General features: G+C 71.9%; 22 protein-coding genes, 1 tRNA gene and 1 rRNA gene. 5 read left to right on the top strand and 19 right to left on the bottom strand.

What is annotated here, in order from left to right; all coding sequences use genetic code 11:
* Together B5M43_RS13680 and B5M43_RS13675 are read left to right on the top strand one after the other, a co-directional pair.
* On the top strand, nt 1-218 hold a 218-nt coding region (locus tag B5M43_RS13680; protein ID WP_230667458.1), incomplete at its 5' end, for an IS3 family transposase.
* A gap of 329 nt (nt 219-547) precedes the next feature.
* Nucleotides 548-2,398 carry a recombinase family protein gene (locus B5M43_RS13675; RefSeq protein WP_134746528.1) on the top strand — a complete coding sequence of 617 codons (1,851 nt, stop codon included), beginning with the start codon at nt 548-550 and terminating at the stop codon, nt 2,396-2,398.
* Here B5M43_RS13675 and B5M43_RS13670 read toward each other — a convergent pair.
* A tRNA-Pro gene (locus B5M43_RS13670) sits at nt 2,361-2,437 on the bottom strand. The genes B5M43_RS13675 and B5M43_RS13670 overlap by 38 nt on opposite strands.
* Before the next feature lie 103 nt (nt 2,438-2,540).
* On the opposite strand from B5M43_RS13670, the gene B5M43_RS13665 reads away from it, so the two are divergent.
* Nucleotides 2,541-3,125 (top strand): GNAT family N-acetyltransferase, encoded by a 585-nt coding sequence (locus tag B5M43_RS13665; protein ID WP_134746530.1) that lies wholly within the window; start codon nt 2,541-2,543, stop codon nt 3,123-3,125.
* Between the two features lie 22 nt (nt 3,126-3,147).
* Complete coding sequence (locus tag B5M43_RS13660; RefSeq protein ID WP_134746532.1) at nt 3,148-3,519, top strand: RNA-binding S4 domain-containing protein; 372 nt, start codon at nt 3,148-3,150, stop codon at nt 3,517-3,519.
* Between the two features lie 23 nt (nt 3,520-3,542).
* Here the strand turns inward: B5M43_RS13660 and B5M43_RS13655 are convergent, their stop codons facing one another.
* The 17 genes from B5M43_RS13655 to B5M43_RS13575 all read right to left on the bottom strand — a co-directional run bounded on the left by B5M43_RS13655 (nt 3,543) and on the right by B5M43_RS13575 (nt 20,080).
* Nucleotides 3,543-4,442, bottom strand: coding sequence for an NUDIX domain-containing protein (locus tag B5M43_RS13655; RefSeq protein WP_230668171.1), 900 nt, complete (start codon nt 4,440-4,442; stop codon nt 3,543-3,545).
* A 195-nt stretch (nt 4,443-4,637) separates the two neighbouring features.
* On the bottom strand, nt 4,638-6,161 hold the full coding sequence (gene der / locus B5M43_RS13650) for a ribosome biogenesis GTPase Der (protein ID WP_055990779.1): 1,524 nt from the start codon (nt 6,159-6,161) through the stop codon (nt 4,638-4,640).
* Nucleotides 6,151-6,852 carry a (d)CMP kinase gene (gene cmk, locus B5M43_RS13645; RefSeq protein ID WP_055990733.1) on the bottom strand — a complete coding sequence of 234 codons (702 nt, stop codon included), beginning with the start codon at nt 6,850-6,852 and terminating at the stop codon, nt 6,151-6,153. The genes der and cmk overlap by 11 nt, the downstream gene beginning before the upstream one ends.
* A gap of 9 nt (nt 6,853-6,861) precedes the next feature.
* Nucleotides 6,862-7,998, bottom strand: a complete 1,137-nt coding sequence (locus B5M43_RS13640) for a prephenate dehydrogenase (protein ID WP_230668168.1) — start codon at nt 7,996-7,998, stop codon at nt 6,862-6,864.
* Complete coding sequence (locus B5M43_RS13635; protein WP_055990738.1) at nt 7,995-8,798, bottom strand: pseudouridine synthase; 804 nt, start codon at nt 8,796-8,798, stop codon at nt 7,995-7,997. The genes B5M43_RS13640 and B5M43_RS13635 overlap by 4 nt, the downstream gene beginning before the upstream one ends.
* Nucleotides 8,795-9,427 (bottom strand): SMC-Scp complex subunit ScpB, encoded by a 633-nt coding sequence (gene scpB / locus B5M43_RS13630; protein WP_055990741.1) that lies wholly within the window; start codon nt 9,425-9,427, stop codon nt 8,795-8,797. Before scpB ends, B5M43_RS13635 begins: the two co-directional genes overlap by 4 nt.
* Nucleotides 9,417-10,307: a ScpA family protein gene (locus B5M43_RS13625; protein ID WP_055990744.1), complete on the bottom strand. Its 891-nt coding sequence runs from the start codon at nt 10,305-10,307 to the stop codon at nt 9,417-9,419. The genes scpB and B5M43_RS13625 overlap by 11 nt, the downstream gene beginning before the upstream one ends.
* Nucleotides 10,291-11,199, bottom strand: a complete 909-nt coding sequence (locus B5M43_RS13620; RefSeq protein ID WP_134746536.1) for a ParA family protein — start codon at nt 11,197-11,199, stop codon at nt 10,291-10,293. The genes B5M43_RS13625 and B5M43_RS13620 overlap by 17 nt, the downstream gene beginning before the upstream one ends.
* 87 nt (nt 11,200-11,286) lie before the next feature.
* Nucleotides 11,287-12,189 (bottom strand): site-specific tyrosine recombinase XerD, encoded by a 903-nt coding sequence (xerD, locus tag B5M43_RS13615; RefSeq protein WP_055990747.1) that lies wholly within the window; start codon nt 12,187-12,189, stop codon nt 11,287-11,289.
* 30 nt (nt 12,190-12,219) lie between these two features.
* The gene (locus tag B5M43_RS13610; RefSeq protein WP_134746538.1) at nt 12,220-12,792 is read right to left on the bottom strand and encodes an NUDIX hydrolase; all 573 of its coding nucleotides are present in this window, start codon (nt 12,790-12,792) and stop codon (nt 12,220-12,222) included.
* Between the two features lies 1 nt (nt 12,793).
* A complete protein-coding gene (locus B5M43_RS13605; RefSeq protein WP_134746550.1) occupies nt 12,794-14,476 on the bottom strand; it encodes a CTP synthase in 1,683 nt (560 codons plus the stop codon).
* 93 nt (nt 14,477-14,569) lie between these two features.
* On the bottom strand, nt 14,570-16,261 hold the full coding sequence (gene recN, locus B5M43_RS13600) for a DNA repair protein RecN (protein ID WP_055990758.1): 1,692 nt from the start codon (nt 16,259-16,261) through the stop codon (nt 14,570-14,572).
* A 19-nt stretch (nt 16,262-16,280) separates the two neighbouring features.
* Nucleotides 16,281-17,240, bottom strand: a complete 960-nt coding sequence (locus B5M43_RS13595) for an NAD kinase (RefSeq protein ID WP_055990761.1) — start codon at nt 17,238-17,240, stop codon at nt 16,281-16,283.
* Between the two features lie 16 nt (nt 17,241-17,256).
* A complete protein-coding gene (locus B5M43_RS13590) occupies nt 17,257-18,057 on the bottom strand; it encodes a TlyA family RNA methyltransferase (RefSeq protein ID WP_134746540.1) in 801 nt (266 codons plus the stop codon).
* Nucleotides 18,054-18,233 carry a hypothetical protein gene (locus B5M43_RS13585; RefSeq protein WP_134746542.1) on the bottom strand — a complete coding sequence of 60 codons (180 nt, stop codon included), beginning with the start codon at nt 18,231-18,233 and terminating at the stop codon, nt 18,054-18,056. The genes B5M43_RS13590 and B5M43_RS13585 overlap by 4 nt, the downstream gene beginning before the upstream one ends.
* A 31-nt stretch (nt 18,234-18,264) precedes the next feature.
* Entirely contained in the window at nt 18,265-19,296 is a 1,032-nt protein-coding gene (locus tag B5M43_RS13580) for an HAD-IIA family hydrolase (protein ID WP_055990770.1), read from the bottom strand.
* Complete coding sequence (locus B5M43_RS13575) at nt 19,280-20,080, bottom strand: hypothetical protein (RefSeq protein WP_134746544.1); 801 nt, start codon at nt 20,078-20,080, stop codon at nt 19,280-19,282. Before B5M43_RS13575 ends, B5M43_RS13580 begins: the two co-directional genes overlap by 17 nt.
* 6 nt (nt 20,081-20,086) lie before the next feature.
* Between B5M43_RS13575 and B5M43_RS13570 the strand changes: the two genes are divergently transcribed.
* Nucleotides 20,087-21,106, top strand: a complete 1,020-nt coding sequence (locus B5M43_RS13570; RefSeq protein WP_134746546.1) for a hypothetical protein — start codon at nt 20,087-20,089, stop codon at nt 21,104-21,106.
* Between the two features lie 44 nt (nt 21,107-21,150).
* On the opposite strand, the gene rrf is transcribed toward B5M43_RS13570, so the two are convergent.
* Nucleotides 21,151-21,267, bottom strand: a 5S ribosomal RNA gene (gene rrf / locus B5M43_RS13565).
* Between the last annotated feature and the right edge of the window lie 92 nt (nt 21,268-21,359).

Raw genomic sequence — 21,359 nt, 5'->3', positions numbered from 1 at the left:
CGGTGAACGGCTATTACAAGACCGAACTCGTCCGCGGACCTGCCCGCCAAGGACCGTGGAAGACCGTCGAGGACCTCGAGCTCGCGACGCTCGGGTGGGTGCACTGGCACAATGCGCAACGTCTCCATGGCTACCTCGGCGACGTCCCGCCCGTCGAGTTCGAGAACGCGTTCTATGCTGTCCAAGCCGACCGCGAACTGCTGGTCGGAATCAAATAGCGCGAGTCTCCATCAGACCCAGGGCGCTTCAACACCCTGCTTAAAAGCCAGATTTGTACCACTTTGGTGGACGTGCCGACCCCCGTTATCACAGCGCTTCGCACACGTTCACGTTGCCTCACATTGGGTTCCGTTGCCGTCAACTACTGCCGTCAAGCCGTCCTGCCGGATATCCATCAAGGCGAGCGCATTTTTGTGTCAGTGCATCGGCAGGGAGTCATACGCCATGCCTGCAACGCCGCCCTTATGAACAAGCTCCGCAAGGCATCGTTCCCGCTGTCTCTGCTGCCCGCCACACCCCTCATGCCCGAGAAGAAGGAGCCCCGTCCATGACGCTCTACGACGAGACCCCACCCATCCCGCATCCCGACCAGTTCAGCTTCGAGACCATCGACGTCGGCACCGGGCAGCCCGTCGACGATGTGCCAGTAGGCAAGCGGGCGGTGATCTACCTCCGCGTCTCCACGCCGAGCCAGGTCAACACCGACTACGACCCGGAAGGCATCTCCCTGCCTGCGCAGCGCAAGGCCTGTTACCGCAAGGCCGACCAGCTCGGCATCACCATCATCGATGAGTACATCGAGCCCGGCCGCTCCGCCCGGGAGATGACCAAGCGACTGGCGTTCCAGCAGATGCTGGAGCGCATCCGCACCGAGCGGGACGTCGACTACGTCATCATCTACAAGCTTTCACGCATGGCCAGGAACCGCTTCGACGACGCCATCGTCGGTGCGGAGCTGAAGAAGCGCGGCGTCACCCTCATCTCCGCCACCGAGTCGATCGACGAGACTCCGGTCGGGCAGCTCATGCACGGCATCCTCGCCGCGTTCAACGAGTTCCGCTCCGCCGAGGAGGGCGCCGACATCGCCTACAAGATGGGCGAGAAGGCCAAGAAGGGCGGCACGCTCGGCAAAGCACCCATCGGCTACATCAACACCATCGATCGCATCGACGGCCGCGAGATCCGCGCCGTCGCCATCGACGAGGAGCGAGCGCCACTCGTCCGGCTGGCGTTCGAAATGTACGCCGCAGGCGAGGCAACCCTGGAAGACATCCAGAACGAACTCACCGACCGAGGCCTGCGCACCCGACCCACCCAGCGACGCCCAGCAGGCCCCGTCTCCGTCTCCAAGATCCACCAGATGCTCCAAGACCCGTACTACGTCGGCATCGTCACGTACAAGGGCGAGGAGTACCCCGGCCGGCACGAACCGCTCATCGACCGGGAGCTGTTCGACCAGGTGCAAGACCTTCTGGCCTCACGCGGCAGGGCAGGCGAGCGCCGCCGCGTCGTGCACCACTACCTCAAGGGCACCCTGTGGTGCGGCGCCTGCTGGCGACGCGACAAGTCCATCCGCCGCATGATCGTGCGCCGCACCATCTCCCGCAGCGGCGAGGAGTACCTGTACTTCTTCTGCCGTGGCACCCAGGACGGCTTCTGCGACGCCAAGTACTCCAACGTCCACCGCATCGAACGCGCCGTCGAGGAGCACTACCGCACTGTCCAGTTCAGCCCCGACTTCCTCCAGCCCATGCGCCAGACCCTCGACGAGGCCCTCGACGAGCAGGAAACCTCACAGCGCGCCCTGAAGGAACAGCTCGAAGGGCAACTGGAGCGCCTCGACGCCCAGGAGAGCAACCTCCTGGAGCTCGCCGTCGACGACACCATCCCGAAGGGGAAGATCCGCGCCAAGCTCCGCGAGATCGGCACCGAGCGCGAACGCCTCACCGCCCAGCTCCAAGCCACCGTCGACACCCTCAAGGACGCGGTCGAGTTCATCGAGACCAACCTGCGCCTGCTCGAGGATCCTTACGAGCTGTACATGAACGCCAGCGACGAAGTCCGCCGCCGCCTCAACCAGGCCATCTTCAAGCACATCTTCATCGACCACGACGAGATCATCGACCACGACCTCGAAGACCCGCTCGGAGACCTCTTCACCGTCCAGACGATCTACCACGCCAGCACCACCGGAGCACCGCCTGGCCGCCTGCACGACCTCGCCCAGGCCTCCTGGGCCAAGCACTACCAGACCACGAAGAAGAAGGGAGCCGCCCACATGGGCGACTCCCTTACTTCGTTGACCCTGGAAGCTCCTCCAAACCCGGCCCATAGGGTCGGTATTTGCAGTAAGCCTCACCTGGTCGGGATGACAGGATTTGAACCTGCGACCCCCTGACCCCCAGTCAGGTGCGCTACCAAGCTGCGCCACATCCCGTGACCGCCCATGGGCGGACAACTCGACAAGTCTACCCGGTGGAAACGGGTGCCGCGAACCGGGGCGCTCGCGCGTGTCGGTGGGGCGTCGTAGCCTGGCGCGCATGGTGCAGATCACGACCCGACCGGCGACCGTCGCCGAGTGGGACGACGTGCAGGCGGCCCTGACAGGGGGCGGCGACGGGCGCTCGTGCCAGTGCGTGTGGCCCGTGCTGACGAACGCGGAGTGGAACGGGACCTCGGTGGACGAGCGTCGCGAGCTGCTGCGCGGCGAGCTCGAGGCCGGTCCCCCGCCGGGCCTGGTGGCCTACGTCGCCGGCGAGGCGGCGGGATGGATCCGGATCGGACCGCGAACGGCCCAGCGCCGGACCCTGCGCAGCCGCGTCGTGAAGAACGGATCCGTCGAGCCTCTGGACGACGACGGCGTGTGGGCGGTCACGTGCTTCTCGGTCCGCAGGGAGCATCGCAGGCAGGGGCTCAACGCGGCCCTGCTCGACGCGGCCGTGGCGTACGCGCGCGAGAGCGGCGCGCGGGTCGTCGAGGGCTACCCCATCGCGACCGACGTGACGAAGCCGTCCACCAACTCGCTGTTCGTCGGCACCCTGTCGACCTTCCTGGCCGCGGGCTTCCGTGAGATCGCCCGCCCCACCGACACCCGCGTGGTCGTCGCTCTCGACCTCACCGCGTGATCCGGCTTCGTACGATGGGGTGATGAGCGAGGGAAGCGTCCGCGTCGACAGCTGGCTGTGGGCGGTTCGCGTCTACAAGACCCGCTCGGCCGCGACCACGGCGTGCCGCGCGGGCCATGTGCGCGTCAACGGCGCACACGCGAAGGCCGCGCAGCTCGTCCGCCCCGGCGACGAGCTGCGGGTGCGGATCAGCGGGTTCGACCGGATCCTCGTGGTGCGCCAGCCGATCGCCAAGCGCGTCGGCGCCCCCGTCGCCGCGACGGCGTTCGAGGACCGCACCCCTCCCCCGCCGCCGCGTGAGTTCGCCGGCGTCGTCGCGGTCCGCGACCGGGGCGCGGGCCGGCCCACCAAGCGCGAGCGCCGCGACATCGACCGCCTCCGCGGCCGCGACTGACCCGGTCGTCGGAAGAGCGGCCTTCAGGCCAGCAGGGTGGTGAGCCACCCGGCGCCGCGGACCCGCGCACCGGCCTCCTCGGCGCGCCCGCGCAGCTCGCGGTCGCTCGTGACCACGGTCACGGTCCGACCGTCCTCGACGAGCGCCGCCGCCTCGGCGGCGATGGCGTCATCCCCCTCACCGCCCGCGCGCACGACCCGCACGCCGTCGATGTCGGCCACGTCGTGCGAGGCTCCCTCCACCACCACGACGAACTCGGGGAACCAGTGCGTCGCCCCCAGGTCGAGCTCGAGCGCGGGCACGCCGGCCTCGGCGAGCGCGGCAACGCGGGTCAGCAGCCGCGTCGCGGCGCCGGGGCGATCGCGCCACCACCCGTCGGGCACCGACCCGATCACGTTCGCGGCGTCGACCACGACCACCGGATGCACGTGCAGCAGGTCGCGCAGGTGCGCCCAGGCCACCTCGAAGCCGGGATGCAGCGGACGCCGGTCGACCTGGTCGACCGGGGCCCACTCGACCGCGAAGCTCTCGGGATCGGTCACCTCGGCGGCGAACCGATCGGTGACGTCCGCGACCACCGTGGTGTACGACCACACCCGCAGATCCAGCACGTTCGTGAACCGCGGGCGCACCGAGTCGAGGGGCACGCCTGCCTCCTCGTGCGCCTCCCGCAGCGCGCCGTCGATGGGCGCCTCGTCCTGATGGAGCGCTCCGCCCGGCAGCGCCCACGTGCCGCCGTGGTGGCTCCAGCCGACGCGGTGCTGCAGCAGCACGCCCCGCTCGCCGTCGAACGCCATCAGCCCGGCCGCACCGAAACGCCCCCAGTACCGGTCACCCGACTCCGTCACGACCCAGGCGTCGCCAGGGTCGCGCGGACCGGTGAACCGGGGCGGTTCACCGGGGCGAGCGGGCTCGATGGTCACCCCTCCAGGGTGGCACATCCTTCTTGCTCGCTCCGCTCGCGCGTCGCACGCGCTCGGGCACCCGCTTCGCGGATGCCGCTCGGCGACCGACACCCGTCGCTCCGCTCCGGGAGAGGCAGCGCTTCGCGCTGCGGGCCCCATCCGGGGCACGCTCGCTGCGCTCGCAAAGTGGTCTGACTCGGGCAAGCCTGCGGATCAGCGCTGGCGGCGCTCCCGCACGCGCATGTTGATCACGATCGGGGTGCCCTCGAAGCCGTACAGCTCGCGCAGGCGGCGCTGCACGAAGCGGCGGTAGCCCGGGTCGAGGAAGCCTGTGGTGAACAGCACGAACGTCGGCGGACGGGTGCCCGCCTGCGTGCCGAACAGGATGCGCGGCTGCTTGCCGCCGCGCAGCGGGTGCGGGTGCTCGGCGACCAGCTCGGCGATGAACGCGTTGAACTTGCCGGTCGGGATGCGCTGGTCCCAGGACTTCAGCGCGGTCTCCAGCGCGGGCACGAGCTTCTCGAGGTGGCGGCCGGTCTTGGCCGAGATGTTGATCCGCGGCGCCCACGCGACGTGCGCGAGGTCGGTCTCGATCTCGCGCTCGAGCATGCGCCGGCGGTCGCCGCCTCGCGCATCGTCCGCGAGCAGCTCGTCCCACTTGTTGAACGCGAGCACGAGCGCGCGGCCCGACTCGAGCACGAGGTCGATGATGCGGACGTCCTGCTCGCTGATCGGCTGCGAGACGTCGAGCACGACGATCGCGACCTCGGCCTTCTCGAGCGCGGCCGACGTGCGCAGCGACGCGTAGAAGTCGGCGCCCTGCTGCAGGTGCACGCGGCGGCGGATGCCGGCGGTGTCGACCAGCGTCCACAGCTTGCCGCCCAGCTCGACGATCTCGTCGACCGGGTCGCGCGTCGTGCCGGCGAGCTCGTTGACGACCACGCGCTCCTCGCCCGCGGCCTTGTTCAGCAGCGACGACTTGCCCACGTTCGGGCGCCCCAGGATGGCCACGCGGCGCGGGCCGCCGATCTCGTGCTTCGCGACGGCCGAGACCTCGGGCAGCACCTTCATGATCTCGTCGAGCAGGTCGGCCACGCCGCGGCCGTGGATGGCCGAGACGGGGTGCGGCTCGCCGAGACCGAGGTTCCACAGGGCGTAGGCCTCGGGCTCGTGGCGCGCGTCGTCGATCTTGTTGGCGACGAGGAACACGGGCTTGTCGGTCTTGCGCAGCAGCTTCACGACGTGCTCGTCCGTCGAGGTGGCGCCGACCATGGCGTCGACCACGAACAGCACGACGTCGGCCAGGTCGATCGCGACCTCGGCCTGCAGCGCGACCGAGCGGTCGATGCCCTTCGCGTCGGGCTCCCATCCGCCCGTGTCGACGAGCGAGAAGCGGCGGTCGAGCCACTCGGCCTTGTAGGTCACGCGGTCGCGCGTGACGCCGGGCGTGTCCTCGACCACGGCCTCGCGACGCCCCAGGATGCGGTTGACCAGCGCCGACTTGCCCACGTTGGGGCGTCCGACGATCGCGACCACCGGCAGCGCGGGCAGGTACTCGATGCCGTCCTCGCCGCGCTGGATGCCGGCGAGCAGCGCGGCATCCTCCTCGTCGAGGTCGTAGTCCTCCAGGCCCTGGCGGAGGGCGGCGGCGCGGCGCTCGGCGAGCTCCTCGTCCACCTCGGCCAGGCGCTCGGCGAGCTGGTCCGGCTTGCCTTCGTACTCGTCGTCAACGGCCATCGCGGCCTCCATGCTCTTGATTGATCCTGTGGTCGATCACCGCGAGGACGGCGTCGATGGTCTGCTCGAAGTCGAGTTCGGTGGAGTCGACCACGTCGACTCCGGGGTCCGCCTGCGCGAGGTCCAGCACGTGGCTGTCCGACTCGTCGCGGCGGGCGATCGCCTCGGCGACCTCGGTCGTGTCGGCGCCCAGCTCGAGGCCCCGGCGCTTCGCGCGCACCTCGGGCGAGGCGGTCATCAGGATGCGCACCGGCGCGTCGGGTGCCACAACCGAGGTGATGTCGCGGCCCTCGATGACCACGCCGTCGAGGCCGGACTCCCCCGCCAGCCGGCGGAAGATGCCGTTGAGGTACGCCCGCACCTCGGCCACGCGCGTGAATCCGCTGATCGCGGCCGTGACCTCGGGGGTGCGGATCGCGGACGTGACGTCCACGCCGCCCACCGTCACGGTGCGATCGTCGGGCGCGAGACCGAGACGCAGGTCGAAGGTCCGCAGCGCGTCCAGCACCGCGTCCTCGTCGTGCGTGTCGGCGCCGAGGTTCAGCACATGCCACGACAGCGCGCGGTAGCCCGCGCCCGTGTCGAGGTACCCGTAGCCGCGGCGGCGCGCGATCTCCTTGGAGACGCTGGACTTGCCGGATCCGGCGGGTCCGTCGATCGCGATGATCGGGGTCTGGTGGTGTTCGGTCATCGACGGCTCTCAATCATGAGTCGTGCTCGCGATCCGCCAGCCGCGCTGCTCGAGCCCCGCGGTCGCCTCGCGCAGCACGCCCGGAACGACGCTGATCTCGGCGAGGCCGAACTGGGCGCCCGGCGAGTGCTCGAGCCGCAGGTCCTCGATGTTGACGCCGAGCTCGCCGAGGTCGCCGAACAGGCGGCCCAGCTGGCCCGGGGTGTCGTCGACCATCACGATCAGCGACTCGAAGCGGCGGTTCTGGCCGTGCTTTCCGGGCAGGCGCTCGACGCCCTCGTTGCCGCGGCGGATGGTGTCGGCGAGGGTGCGGCGGGCGCCGGCGGCGTCGGGCTCGCGCAGCGCGTCGGCGAGGGCCGACAGGTCCCCCGCGAGCGCGTCCAGCACATCCACGACGGGCGCGGCGTTCGCGCCCAGGATCTGCACCCACAGCTCGGGGGCGGAATGAGCGATGCGCGTGGTGTCGCGCACGCCCTGGCCGGCGAGGCGCAGGGACTCGTCCGGGGCGTCCGCGAAGCGGGCCGCGAGCAGGCTCGCGACGACCTGCGGCACGTGCGAGACGAGAGCCACCGAGCGGTCGTGCTCCTCGGGCGTCATCTCGATCGGCATGGCGCCGAGGTCCAGCGCGAGGTCCTCCACGAGCGCGAGGTCGGCGGCGGGCGTCTCGCCGTCCCGGCACACCACCCACGGGCGGCCCGTGAAGATGTCGGCGCGCGCCGAGATGGCCCCGCCGCGCTCGCGGCCGGCCATGGGGTGCGAGCCGATGTAGTGCGTGAGGTCGACGCCCCGCGCGCGGAGCTCCTCGAGGGGGCCGAGCTTGACCGAAGCGACGTCGGTCACGACGGCGCCGGGATACCGCTCGAGTTCGCTCTGCACGACGTCGGCCGTGACGTCCGGCGGCACGGCGACCACGATCAGGCGCGGCTCGTCGCCCGGCGCCTCGGCGCGACCGGCGCCGTAGTCGATCGCCAGGCGCAGCTGGGTGGGCGAGGTGTCGGTCAGGACGACGTCGACCCCGTTGGCGCGCAGGGCGTGCCCGATGCTGGCGCCCAGCAGGCCGGCGCCGACGATGCGCACGGTGCCCGTCACGCGCGCGGCGCGGCCCGGCACCAGCGCGTCGCGCGCGGGCACGGCAGGATCGGTCACGATGTCTCCAGGTTCTCCCCCGACGGATCGGCTCCGGTCTCGGGAGAGTCGGATCCGCGGCGCGAGAGAGTCAGCAACGCGCCGCGCTCCACTTTAGTCAACTCGCGGGCGCGGCCCACTGGGAGGGTTCCCAGGTGCAGGGGCCCGAACTGGCGCCGGACGAGCTCGGTCACGGGGTGGCCGACGGCCGCCATCATGCGGCGCACGATCCGGTTGCGCCCGGAGTGCAGCGTGAGCTCGACCAGGCTGGAGCCGGCCGACGCGTCGAGCAGGCGCGCCTTGTCGGCCTGGATCGGCCCGTCCTCGAGCTCGATCCCTCGCGTCAGCGTCGCGATGGTCTGCGGCGACACGCGCCCGTCGACCTTGGCGATGTAGACCTTGGTCACGCCGAACGACGGATGCGCGAGCACGTGCGCGAGCTCGCCGTCGTTGGTCAGCACGAGCAGCCCGCTCGTGTCGGCATCCAGGCGCCCGACGTTGTACAGCCGCTCGGGCCAGTCCTTCGTGAAGCGGCGCAGGTCGGGCCGGCCGCGATCGTCCTTCATGGAGCTGACGACGCCGGTCGGCTTGTTCAGCATCACGTAGCGCTTGCTCGTGTCGAGCTGGATGGCCGTGCCGTCGACGTCGACCAGGTCGTGCTCGGGGTCGATGCGCGAGCCCAGCTCGGTCACGACCTGGCCGTTGACGCGCACGCGCCCCTCAACGATGAGCTGCTCCGACACGCGGCGCGACGCCACGCCCGCGTTCGCGAGCACCTTCTGCAGCCGGACTCCCTCGGCGCCCTGTCCATCCGCACTCATGCGATCACATCCTCGAATCCGTCGGAGCCGTCGTCCAGCAGTGGCGAGATCGGCGGCAGCTCGTCGAGCGAGTTGATGCCGAGCTGCTGCATCAGCAGGTCGGTCGTCCCGTACATGATCGCGCCGGTCTCCGGATGCGTGGACACCTCGGTGATGAGGCCGCGCGCCAGGAGCGTGCGCACCACGGAGTCGACGTTCACGGCGCGGATGGACGCCACCTGCGAGCGCGTGACCGGCTGCTTGTACGCGATCACCGCGAGCGTCTCGAGGGCGGCCTGCGACAGCCGTGCCGGAGCCTGGCCGCCCACGAAGCTCGCGACCATGTCGTCGTACTCCGCGCGCACGTAGAAGCGCCAGCCGCCGCCGACCTCGCGCAGCTCGAACCCGCGCTCGGGCGTGCCGCTGCGGCCGTCGTAGTCGTCCACGAGCGCGGCGAGCGCCTTGCGCACGGCGGGCACGGGTGCGCCCACGGCGGTCGCGAGCGACACCACGCTCTGCGGCTCGTCCACGATCATCAGGATCGCCTCGAGTCGCTGCGCGACGCCGCCCGGGAACTCCGCGGGCTCCTCGGCGGCCGGCGCGACCGGCTCGAGCTCCGGCTCCGCCGCGGTCTGCGTGTCATCGGTCATAGTCGGCCCCCAGGGTCGCCAGCGTCTCGTCGGACCAGTGGTCCGCCGTCCATGTCAGGGTGAGCTCCCCGAGCGGCTCGAGCTGCTCGAAGCTGATCGCGGCATGCCGGTAGAGCTCGAGCACCGAGATGAACCGCGCCACCACGACACCCGCCTGGTCCACCCCTGCGACCAGCTCGCGGAACGTCATCCGCTCGGCGCCGCGCAGGAGGGTCACTACGACCGCGGCCTGCTCCCGGATGCTCACGAGCGGCGCGTGCAGGTGGTCCAGTCCCACGCGCGGGATCTCTCGCGGCGCGAAGGCCAGCATCGCGATGGCCGCGAAGTCGGCCGGGGTGAGCGTCCACACCAGCTCGGGCGTCTTGGCGCGGTACTTCGGGTCGAGCGGCACGCTGCGCACGTGACGCCGCTCCTCGCCCTGCAGCCGCTCGGCGAACCAGGCCGAGACCTCCTTGAACGCGCGGTACTGCAGCAGGCGCGCGAACAGCAGGTCGCGCGCCTCGAGCAGCGCGACCGACTCCGCGTCGACGAGCTCGCCCTGCGGCAGGAGGCCGGCGACCTTCATGTCGAGCAGGGTGGCCGCGACCACCAGGAACTCCGACGCCTGGTCGAGCTCCTCATCCGGCCCCAGATCGCGCAGGTACGCGATGAACTCGTCGGTGACCTTCGACAGGGCGACCTCGGTGATGTCCAGCTCGTGCTGCGAGATCAGGTTCAGCAGGAGGTCGAACGGCCCGTCGAAGTTCGACAGCGAGACGCGGAAGCCCTTCTCGAGCTCGGGCGCCGCGTCGGCCGGCGCCGGGACCGGCTCAAGGTCAGGCGACGGCCGGTGCCGGTCGGCCGCCTCCGGCGGCGCGCCGTCGCTACGCGACGGCGCCACGGGCCACGAGCTCCCGCGCCAGTCGCAGGTAGGCCTGGGCGGCCGGGTGCTCGGGCGCGAACTCGATGATCGGCACGCCCGACACGGACGCGTCCGGGAACTTCACGGTGCGACCGATCACGGTCTCCAGCACGTCGTCGCCGAACGCCTCGACGATCCGCTCCAGCACCTCGCGGGAGTGGAGCGTGCGCGGGTCGTACATCGTCGCGAGCAGGCCGTCGAGCTTGATCGACGGGTTGAGGCGGTCGCGCACCTTGTCGATCGTCTCGATCAGCAGGGCGACGCCGCGCAGGGCGAAGAACTCGCACTCCAGCGGGATGATCACGCCGTGCGCCGCCGTGAGCGCGTTGACCGTCAGCAGGCCGAGCGACGGCTGGCAGTCGATCAGGATGACGTCGTAGTCCGCCGCGACGCGGCGCAGCACGTGCGACAGGATCATCTCGCGCGCGACCTCGTTGACGAGGTGCACCTCCGCGGCCGAGAGGTCGATGTTCGCCGGGATCAGGTCGAGGTTCTCGACGCCCGTGCGCACGATCGCCTCGTGCGGGTCGCGCTTGGTGTCGAGGAGGAGGTCGTAGATCGTGGGGATGTCGTGCGGCGCCACGCCCAGGCCGGCCGACAGCGCGCCCTGGGGGTCGAAGTCGATCGCCAGCACCTTGCGGCCGTACTCCGCGAGGGAGGCGGCCAGGTTGATGGTCGTCGTGGTCTTGCCGACGCCGCCCTTCTGGTTGCACAGGGCGATGATCCGCGCCGGACCGTGGCCGTCGAGCTTCTTCGGGGTCGGGAAACCCTGGTACGGGCGGCCGGTCGCACCCAGGATGACCTCATCCTGCTTCGACTTCCTGGTCCGCGTGTCCGTCTTCTCCGCCACCGTCTCTCCCGCCTTCGACATGCTTGCTCGATTGTAACGACGCGATTGCGGCGCGCCGGGACCTGGCCCCGGCGATCCGGATCTCGGGCGCGCTGGGCCCGCGAGACGTCAGCGGGCCCGCGGGTGACTGGTGACGTACACGTCGCGCAGCGTGTCGACCGTGACGTGCGTGTAGATCTGGGTGGTCGCGACGGACGCGTGGCCGAGCAGCTCCTGCACCACGCGCACGTCGGCGCCGCCCTGCAGCAGGTGCGTCGCGAACGAGTGGCGCAGCGTGTGGGGCGACACGTGCGCGGTCAGCTGCGCCTTCTCCGCGGCCGCGCGGATCACGAGCCACGCGCTCTGCCGCGACAGCGGCGCGCCCCGCGCGCCGAGGAACAGCTTCGGAGTCGCCCGCCCCCGGGTCGCGAGGTCCGGCCGCACACGCGTCAGGTACGCGTCGACCGCGGCCCGCGCGAACGACCCGACCGGCACGATCCGCTCCTTCGATCCCTTGCCGCGCAGGCGCAGGATGTCGCCGCTCGCGAGGTCGTCGACATCCAGCTGCACGGCCTCCGACACGCGCGCGCCCGTCGCGTACAGCAGCTCGAGCAGCGCGCGGTCGCGGATGCCGATCGGGTCCTCCGCCGAGGGCGCGGCCAGCAGGCGCTCGACCTGCTCGATCGTCAGCGCCTTCGGCAGCCTCCGCGCCTGCTTGGGCGGTCGCAGCCGCGACGACGGGTCCGCGTCCGCGATGCCCTCGCGGGCGAGGAACCGGTGCAGGCCGCGCACCGAGGACTGCAGCCGCGCGAGCGACGACGCGGCGGGCGGCGGCTCGGCCGACGCGCGATCCGCCGCGAACTCCGCGATCACCGCGGGCGTCACGGCGTCGGTGTCGGCGACGCCCCGTTCGGTCAGCCAACCGACGTACGCGTCCAGGTCCCGGCGGTAGGCCGCGACCGTGTGGTCGGAGAGCCCCCGCTCGATCGTGATGTGGCGCAGGTACGCGTCCATCGCGCGCTCGAGTCTCATGATCCGGCGAGCCGCATCAGGCGACGCCCGTCACGCCCGGGCGGACGCCCGCCGCCTCTCGGCCGCGAGCATGATGCCGAGCATCATGGCGCCGTTCGCCACCTCGCCGCCCATCACGGCGGCGACCGCGTCGTCCAGCGGCACCCACTCGATCCGGATGTCGGCCTCCTCCGCCTCGCGCGCGTGCACGTGCGGCGCGGCCGAGAGCCCGGTCGCGAGGAACAGGTGGATGATCTCGTCGCTGCCGCCCGGGGTGGGCGCCATCCGGCCCAGGCGCTCCCAGTGCTCGGCGACGAGGTCGACCTCCTCGGCCAGCTCGCGCCTGGCCGTGTCGAGCGGGTCCTCGCCCTCGATGTCCAGCAGCCCGGCCGGGATCTCCCAGTCGCGCGTGCGGATCGGGTGGCGGTACTGCTGGATCAGCAGGACGCGGTCCTCGTCGTCGATCGCGACGACCGCGACCGCGCCCGTGTGGTCGATGTAGTGGCGGACCAGCTCGTGGTCGTTGTACCGGAAGCGGTCCTCGCGGACGTCCCACACGCGGCCCTCGAAGACGAGGTGGGAGTCCACCACCTCGACCTCGAAGGGCTCGTCTCGGATCTCCACGTCAGGCGTTCTCGACCTCGAAGAGCTCGCTCGCGCGGTGACGGTCCACCGCGGCGCCGACCAGGCCGCGGAACAGCGGGTGCGGGTCGGTCGGGCGCGAACGCAGCTCGGGGTGGGCCTGCGTGGCGATGTAGTACGGGTGCACGTCGCGCGGCAGCTCGACGAACTCCACGAGGTTCAGGTCGGGGTTGATGCCCGAGAAGACCATGCCGGCCGCCGAGATCTGCTCGCGGTACGCGTTGTTGACCTCGTAGCGGTGGCGGTGGCGCTCCTCGACCTCGGTGGCGCCGTAGACCTCGGCCGCGATGGAGCCCTCCGCGAGCTTCGCGGGGTACAGCCCCAGGCGCATGGTGCCGCCCAGGTCGCCGCCGGCGAGGATGTCGACCTGCTCGGCCATGGTCGCGATGACCGGGGCGCTCGTCTCGGGGTCGAACTCGCTCGACGATGCGTCCGCGATGCCGGCCACGTTGCGCGCGTACTCGATCACCATGCACTGCAGGCCGAGGCACAGGCCCAGCGCGGGGATGCCCTGCTCGCGCGCGAAGCGCAGCGCGCCGAGCTTGCCCTCGATGCCGCGGATGCCGAAGCCGCCGGGCACGCAGATCGCGTCGAGGTCGCCGAGCTGCTTGGCCGCGCCCTCCGGCGTCTCGCACGTGTCGGAGGGGATCCAGCGGATGTTGACCTTGACGTCGTGCGCGAAGCCGCCCGCCTTGAGCGCCTCGGTGACCGACAGGTAGGCGTCGGGCAGGTCGATGTACTTGCCCACGAGGCCGATCGTGACCTCGTGCTTCGGGTTGTGCACGGCCTGCAGCACGGTGTTCCAGCGGGTCCAGTCGACCTCGCCGGCCGCGAGGCCCAGGCGGCGCACGATATAGGCGTCGAGCCCCTGGTCGTTGAGCGTCGAGGGGATGTCGTAGATGCTCGGCAGGTCGACCGTGTTCACGACGCCCTCGACGTCGACGTCGCACATCAGCGCGATCTTGTTGCGGTTCGACTCGCTCACCGGGCGGTCGCTGCGCAGCACGAGCGCGTCGGGCTGGACGCCGACCTGACGGAGGGCCGCCACCGAGTGCTGTGTCGGCTTGGTCTTCTGCTCGCCTGACGCGCCCATGAACGGCACGAGCGACACGTGCACGAAGAACACGTTGTCGCGGCCGAGCTCGTGGCGCAGCTGACGGGCGGCCTCGAGGAACGGCTGCGACTCGATGTCGCCGACGGTGCCGCCGACCTCGGTGATGATCACATCGGGCTTCGGGTCGGCCTCGGCCTGCAGGCGCATGCGGCGCTTGATCTCGTCCGTGATGTGCGGGATGACCTGCACGGTGTCGCCGAGGTACTCCCCGCGGCGCTCGCGCGCGATCACCTGCGAGTAGATCTGACCGGTCGTGACGTTGGCCGCCTGGCTCAGGTTGACGTCGAGGAAGCGCTCGTAGTGGCCGATGTCGAGGTCGGTCTCGGCGCCGTCGTCGGTCACGAAGACCTCGCCGTGCTGGAACGGGTTCATGGTGCCCGGATCCACGTTCAGGTACGGGTCGAGCTTCTGCATCACGACGTGCAGTCCGCGGGCCGTCAGCAGATTGCCGAGGCTCGCCGCGGTGAGGCCCTTGCCGAGCGAGGAGACGACACCACCCGTCACGAAGATCTGCTTGGTGGTGGTCTCGGGTCCCGCGCCAGGAGTCTGCATCACGGGCTTCGATCCTATCAGTCGGATGGTCGTCGGGGCCGCGCGGCGCGCGTTCCGCCTATCGTGTCACGCCCGGGTCGGGCGCCGCACGGCTCACGCCCGCACGGATCCGAGCTGCAGCAGCTCACGGGCGTGGGTCAGCGCGGCCTCGGAGTCCGACAGGCCGGACAGCAGGCGCGCCATCTCGGCCTCACGGTCGGCGCCCTCGAGCCGGCTGACGCTCGACGACGTCACGGATCCGTCGTTCGCCTTCACCACGCTGAGGTGGTTGCCCGCAAACGCCGCGACCTGCGCGAGATGCGTGACGGCGATCACCTGCGACGTCTCGGCGAGTCGGGCGAGGCGACGGCCGACCTCGATCGCGGCCGCGCCGCCGATACCGGCATCCACCTCGTCGAACACGAAGGTCGGCACGGGGTCGGTGCCCGCGATCACGACCTCGATCGCGAGCATCACGCGGCTCAGCTCACCGCCCGAGGCGCCGCGCGAGACCGGCCGGGGCTCGGCACCCGGATGCGGCGCCAGCAGCAGCGCGACGTCGTCGCGCCCGTGCGCGGACTCCGCGCCCGGGCTCACCTGGACGAGCAGGCGCGCGTCGGGCATCGCGAGGGCGTGCAGCTCTTCGGTGACCGCCTCGGCGAGGCGCTCTGCCGCGCTCGTCCGCGCCGCGGTCAGAGCCTCGGCCCGCACGTCGAGCCCGGCGCGCGCGTCGGCCAGCTGCGCGCGCAGCCGCTCCACGCGGTCGTCGTCGTCATCCAGCTCGGCCAGGCGCGCGGATCCCGACTCCAGCAGCGCGATGGCCGCGTCGAGCGAGCCGTGCGCGCGCACGAGCCCGTTCAGCACGGCGCGACGCTCCTCGACGGCGGCGAGCTCCTGGGGGCCGGTCTCGTCCAGGTCGGCGAGGAACCCCGACAGCTCCACCGCGATGTCCGCGGCGCGGTAGCCGAGGTCCGCCAGCTGCTCCCCGAGCGCCGCCAGCGCCGGATCCGCCACGCGCTCGAGCGCGCGACGCGCCTCCGCGAGCAGGGTCGACACGTCGACCGCGCCGTCCTCGCTCGACAGCGCCTCCCGGGCGACCGCCGCCGCCGCGCGCAGCTCCTCGGCGTTCGCGAGACGCTCGGCGCGCTCGGCGAGAGCCACGTCCTCCCCAGCCTCCGGCGCCGCCTGCTCGATCTCCGCGAGCGTCGCCCGGAGCGCGGCCGCCTCGGCCGCGCGCGCCTCGCGGTGCGACGTGATGGACTCGAGCTCGCGGTCCAGCGCCCGCCAGGCCTCGTAAGCCTCGCGGTAGGCGGCGAGCGCCTCGCGGACGGGGTCTCCGGCGAACCGGTCGAGCGCGTCGCGCTGAGCGGCCGCCGACTTGAGCCGCAGCTGATCGGACTGGCCGTGGACGACGATCAGCTCGTCCGCGAGCTCCGAGAGGACGCCGGCGGGCGCCGCCCGGCCGCCCACGCTCGCCCGGCTGCGGCCCTCGGCCGCCAGCGTGCGCGACAGGTACAGCTCCGCCTGCCCGCCGCCGATCGGCTCGACGTCGCCGCCGGCCTCGCGCACGCGCTCGGCCACGGCACCCTCCTCGGGCACGATCCAGACGCCCTCGACCGAGGCCTGCGGCGCGCCCGCGCGCACGGCGCCGGAATCGGCCCGCTGACCGAGCAGCAGTCCCAGCCCCGTCACGACCATGGTCTTGCCGGCGCCCGTCTCGCCCGTGATGGCGGTGAACCCGGGCCCGATCGGGAGCGTCGCCTCGCTGATCACGCCGAGGTCGCGCAGCCGCATCTCTTCGATCACGAGTCGCCTCCGCCACGGGTCATTCGTCGGCCTCCGGCGGGATGGTGTCGATCACCCCGGTCGCGGTCGGCTCGGCGGGCCCGCGCCATCCCTCGACGGGGAGCTTGAACTTGCGCACCAGGCGGTCGGTGAACACCGCCGGGTGCAGGCGTGCGAGGCGCACGGGCTGGGCGGACCGGCGCACGGCCACGTGGGCGCCCGGCGGCAGCGGGTGCGACCGGCGTCCGTCGCACCACAGCACGGCCGACGCGCCCGCGCCGCCCTCGAGCACCTCGACGGCGACCGCGTGCTCGGGCCCCACGACGAGCGGCCTGGCGAACAGCGCGTGCGCCGACAGGGGCACGACGGCGATGGCCTGCACGGTCGGCCAGATGACCGGGCCGCCCGCGGAGAAGTTGTATGCGGTCGATCCGGTCGGGGTCGCGATCACGACGCCGTCGGCGCCGAACGTCGACAGCGGCCGCCGGTCGATCTCCATGACGACCTCGATCATTCGCTCGCGGCTGTCCTTCTCGACCGTGGCCTCGTTCAGCGCCCAGGTCTCGTACACCACGCGGCCCGCGCGGTCCTTGACGCGCACGTCCAGCGCGAGCCGCTCCTCGACGGCGTAGTCGCCCGCGACCGCCCGCTGCACGGCGGCGTCCATGGCGTCGCGCTCGATCTCGGCGAGGAAGCCGACGTGGCCCATGTTGATCCCGAGCACAGGGGCGGTGCCGTCGCGCACCAGCTCGGCGGCGCGCAGGATGGTGCCGTCGCCGCCCAGCACGATGGCCAGCTCGATGTCGGCGAGCGCGATGTCCGTGCCGAGCACGGGCACATCCGCCAGCACGGGCGCGAGGGCGGACAGCTCCGCGCGGTCCTCGGGCGACAGCACGGGCTGCGCGCCCGCCGCCCGCAGCAGCGCGACGACCCTCACCGCGGCCTCGACCGTGTCCTCGCGGTGCGCGTGGGCGACGACCAGGATCCTCCGCTCGCTCATCGTCCTCCGTCGCTCGTCATCCTGCGCTGCATCTGTCGATCGTGGTCTTCCATTCTGTCGGATCGGTCCCGCGACCCGGGGCGATGTGGATGAGCACCTCCACATTGCCGTGCGTGCCCTGGATCGGAGACGGCAGCACGCCGAGCGTCCCCATCCCGAGATCCCTCGCCGTGAACAGCACCTCCGTGACCGCGTCGGCCCGGAGGCCGGCGTCGGCCACCACCCCGCCCTTGGGGATGCGCGTCCGCCCCACCTCGAACTGCGGCTTCACCAGCAGCACGACGTCGGCGTCCGCCGCCGCGACCTCGGCGACCGCGGGCAGCACCTGCGTGAGCGAGATGAACGAGAGGTCCCCCGTGGTCACGGACGGCGCCTCCTCCACGCCGCTCGCCTCGGCGAGCCCCTGGCGCGTCATGTACCGCACGTTGAACCCCTCGACCGAGCGCACGCCCGCGTCGACGGCCACCTGCGGCGCCAGCTGGCCGTGCCCCACGTCCACCGCGATGACCGGCTCGGCGCCGCGCTCGCGGAGCACCTGCGTGAACCCTCCCGTGGAGGCTCCCATGTCGAGCGCCACACGACCGGCGGGATCGACGCCGAACCCGTCGAGCGCCGCGATGAGCTTGTGCGCACCACGGCTGACGTAGTGGTCGGCGTCGGCGACCACGATGGGCGTCTCGTCGTCGACCTTGATCGAGGCCTTCGACGCCACACGACCCGCCACGGTGACGCGCCCCGCCTCAATCAGCGCGGCCGCGTGCGTGCGGGAGCGCGCCAGGCCGCGCGCGGCCAGCGCGGCGTCCAGGCGGAGGCTCATTCGCCGGGCTCGGCGGGCGCCTGCTCGAGGCGCCGCGCGAGCTCGTCGTGCAGGCTCGCATAGGCGGCGGCGCGGTCCGCAAGCGGCTGGCCCTCGATGATCCGCACCTGGCTCACCAGGCCCTCGCCCTCGGTCTGCCGGTCCTCGGCGGACCGCTCCTCGCTGCTGTCGCTCACGCGGTCAAGGATACGTCGCGCGGGCGGCGACTCAGCGGAACGGATCGGCGTAGAGCCGCTCGGGGACGCGGAAGCCGAAGATCTGCCGGCCGGTGTCCCAGATCGCCCTCGCCGCGGCGCGCAGCAGGTCGATCGGCTCCCCCTCCGAGACGATCTGCACGTCGGGTCCGTCGATCCGCACGGCGGCGTCGCGCACCCACACGGCGTCGCCCTTCACGCGCGCGACCGGGTACGGCTCGAACAGCTGCCGCAGGTCGGACACGATGTAGGTCGGTCGGCTGTCCGGCGGCGCGGCGAGCACGTGCTTCGGGCGGTCGATGCCGGTGAGCACGAGCGCCGACGGCACGCCGGCGCGGTTCGCGCCCAGGATGTCCGTGTCGAGCCGGTCGCCGATGAACAGCGGCGAGGTCGCGCCGAAACGGGCGACCGCCTCGTGGAAGATCGGCGCCTCGGGCTTGCCCGCGACGGTCGCGAGGCGGCCGACCGCGGTGTGCACGGCCGAGACCAGCGTGCCGTTGCCCGGCGCGATGCCGCGCGCCTGCGGGATCGTCCAGTCCGTGTTCGTCGCGATCCACGGGATGCCGCCCTCGTCCTCCGGAAGGGCGAGCGCGTAGGCGGCCTCGGCGAGCTGCATCCACGAGACGTCCGGCGCGAAGCCCTGCACGACTGCGGCGGGCCCGTCGTCGGCGCTGCGCGTCACGACGAACCCGGCCTTCTCGACCTCGACCACGAGCCCCTCGCCGCCGACGACCAGCACGGTCGAGCCGGCCGGGATCCGCTGGGCGAGCAGCCGCATGGCGGCCTGGGGGCTGGTGACGACGTCCTCGGGACGCGTGTGGAGTCCGAGCTCCACGAGGTGGGCCGCGACCGTCGCGTCCGTGCGCGAGGCGTTGTTCGTGATGTACCCGAGGCGCCGACCCTCGTCCGCCGCGCGGTTCAGGCTCCCGACCGCGTGCGGGATGGCGCCCGGCCCGGCGTACACGACGCCGTCGAGGTCCGCGAGAACGGCGTCGACCCCGTCGAGCGGCGTGCGCTCCTTCTCGCGCTTAGAAAAGAGCGCCATCGGGGCGGGCCTCTCCGTCCTCGTCCTCGTCGCTCACCGCCGGCGACTCCGGCGTGTCGTCCGCGGGCTCCGGCTCGGCGTCGATCTCCGCGAGGATCTCGGCGACCTCGTCCTCGACCGAGAACGTCTCATCCTCGGCGGCCGGCTCTTCAGCGGCCGGCTTCTCGACAGGGGCGGGCTCCGCGGGGGCGACCTCCTCCGGCGACTCCGGCAGCTCCTCGGTGTCGGCATCGTCGATCTCGATCACGTCGAACTCGTCCTCGTCGACCGTGTGCCCGAGCGCGTCGGCGGCGATCTCCGCGCGGCGCCGCCACTCGGCCGCCTCGTCGTGGAGCCCCAGGTCCTCGAGCACATTCGCGCGGGCCGCGAAGAGACCGGGGCTCCACTCGAACGCGCGGTCGGGGTCCAGCTCGGGGATGTCCAGTTCGGCGAGCGCGAGCTGCGTCTCCCCCATGTCCAGGCGCGCGCCCGACATCGCGATCGCGAGCTCGACGCGCACGGCCGGCGGAAGAGCGGCGCGGTCGACCGCGCGGCCCTCCTCGAGCGCCCGGTCGGGACGCCCCATGCCGCGCTCGCTGTCCACGATCATCGCGATCATGTCGTCGCGTCCGGTGATGCGGCGGTACGTCCGCAGCTCGCGGAGGGCGAGCGCGTAATCGCCCGTGGTGTACGCGGTGATCGCGAGCGTCTCGCGCGCGATCGACACGCGGCCGGCGTGGCGCACGGCGGCGAGGGCGTGCTCGTGCGCGAGCGCGGGGTCCTCGTCGAGCGTGCGGGCCGCCATCGCCAGGTGGCGCGCGACGCGCTCGGCGTTCTCCTTGCTGAGGGTCTTCAGCTCGTTGCGGGCCGCCCCCGGGAGATCACGGGGCGTGATGTCGTCGGGCAGCTCCGGGTCGGGGATACGGGCGTGCTCCGGCGGCCGCGAGTTCGAGCGCTCGCGGTCGTCGCGGCGATCGTCGAACCGGCGCTCCCCCGACGGGCGCCCGCCATCGCGCTGAGGGCGGCGGTTGCCGTCCCGGAACGAGCGCGGACGGTCTCCGTCACGTCGCGGACGGTCCCCATCGCGCTGCGGACGACGGTCGCCGTACGAGGGACGGTCGCCGTCGCGACGCGGACGGTCACCGTACGAGCGACGGTCGCCGTCACGACGCGGACGGTCACCGTAGGAACGACGGTCCCCGTCGCGCTCCGGGCGACGGTCCCCGTACGAAGGGCGGTCGCCATCGCGCTGCGGACGGCGGTCACCGTACGAGGGACGATCGCCATCGCGCTTGGGACGACGGTCACCGTAAGCGGGACGATCGCCATACGACGGACGGTCCCCGTCGCGACGCGGACGATCGCCGTACGACGGACGGTCCCCGTCGCGACGCGGACGATCACCATAAGCGGGACGGTCGCCATCACGGCGGGGACGATCGCCGGACGAAGGACGGTCGCCATCGCGACGCGGACGATCGCCGTACGACGGACGGTCGCCGTCACGACGCGGACGATCGCCGTACGACGGACGGTCGCCGTCACGACGCGGACGGTCACCGTACGAGGGACGGTCGCCGTCACGACGCGGACGGTCTCCCTCGCGCTGCGGACGGGAGTCGCGATCGCTGTAGCGAGGGCGGTCGCCGTCGCGCTGCGGGCGGCGGCCGCCGGAGGCGCCGGCGTCCCGCGGACCGCCCTCGCGCCGCGGTCCGCGGGCGCCGTCACGGCCTCGAGGAGCTCCCGGGCGATCGCCTCGGTCGTGCCGTCCTCGGTCGGGTCGGTCGCCGTCCTCCGCAGCCATATCCACTCCTCCATACTGCCGTGTTAACGCAAGAGGGCCACCCAGCGTTGGGTGGCCCTCTCGTAAAGGAAGTCCGGCGGTGTCCTACTCTCCCACAGGGTCCCCCCTGCAGTACCATCGGCGCTGAGAGGCTTAGCTTCCGGGTTCGGAATGTGACCGGGCGTTTCCCTCTCGCTATGACCGCCGAAACACTGTTGATGTTTCAGTCACAACAAAAGCTTTGTTGTTGTGTTCTCGACCGTACATCGAGAACCACTCAGTGGACGCGCGCACCGCTAGA

Source organism: Microbacterium sp. MEC084 (genome assembly GCF_004514465.2).
Lineage (GTDB): Bacteria > Actinomycetota > Actinomycetes > Actinomycetales > Microbacteriaceae > Microbacterium.
This window is presented reverse-complemented; position numbering and strand designations above follow the sequence as displayed.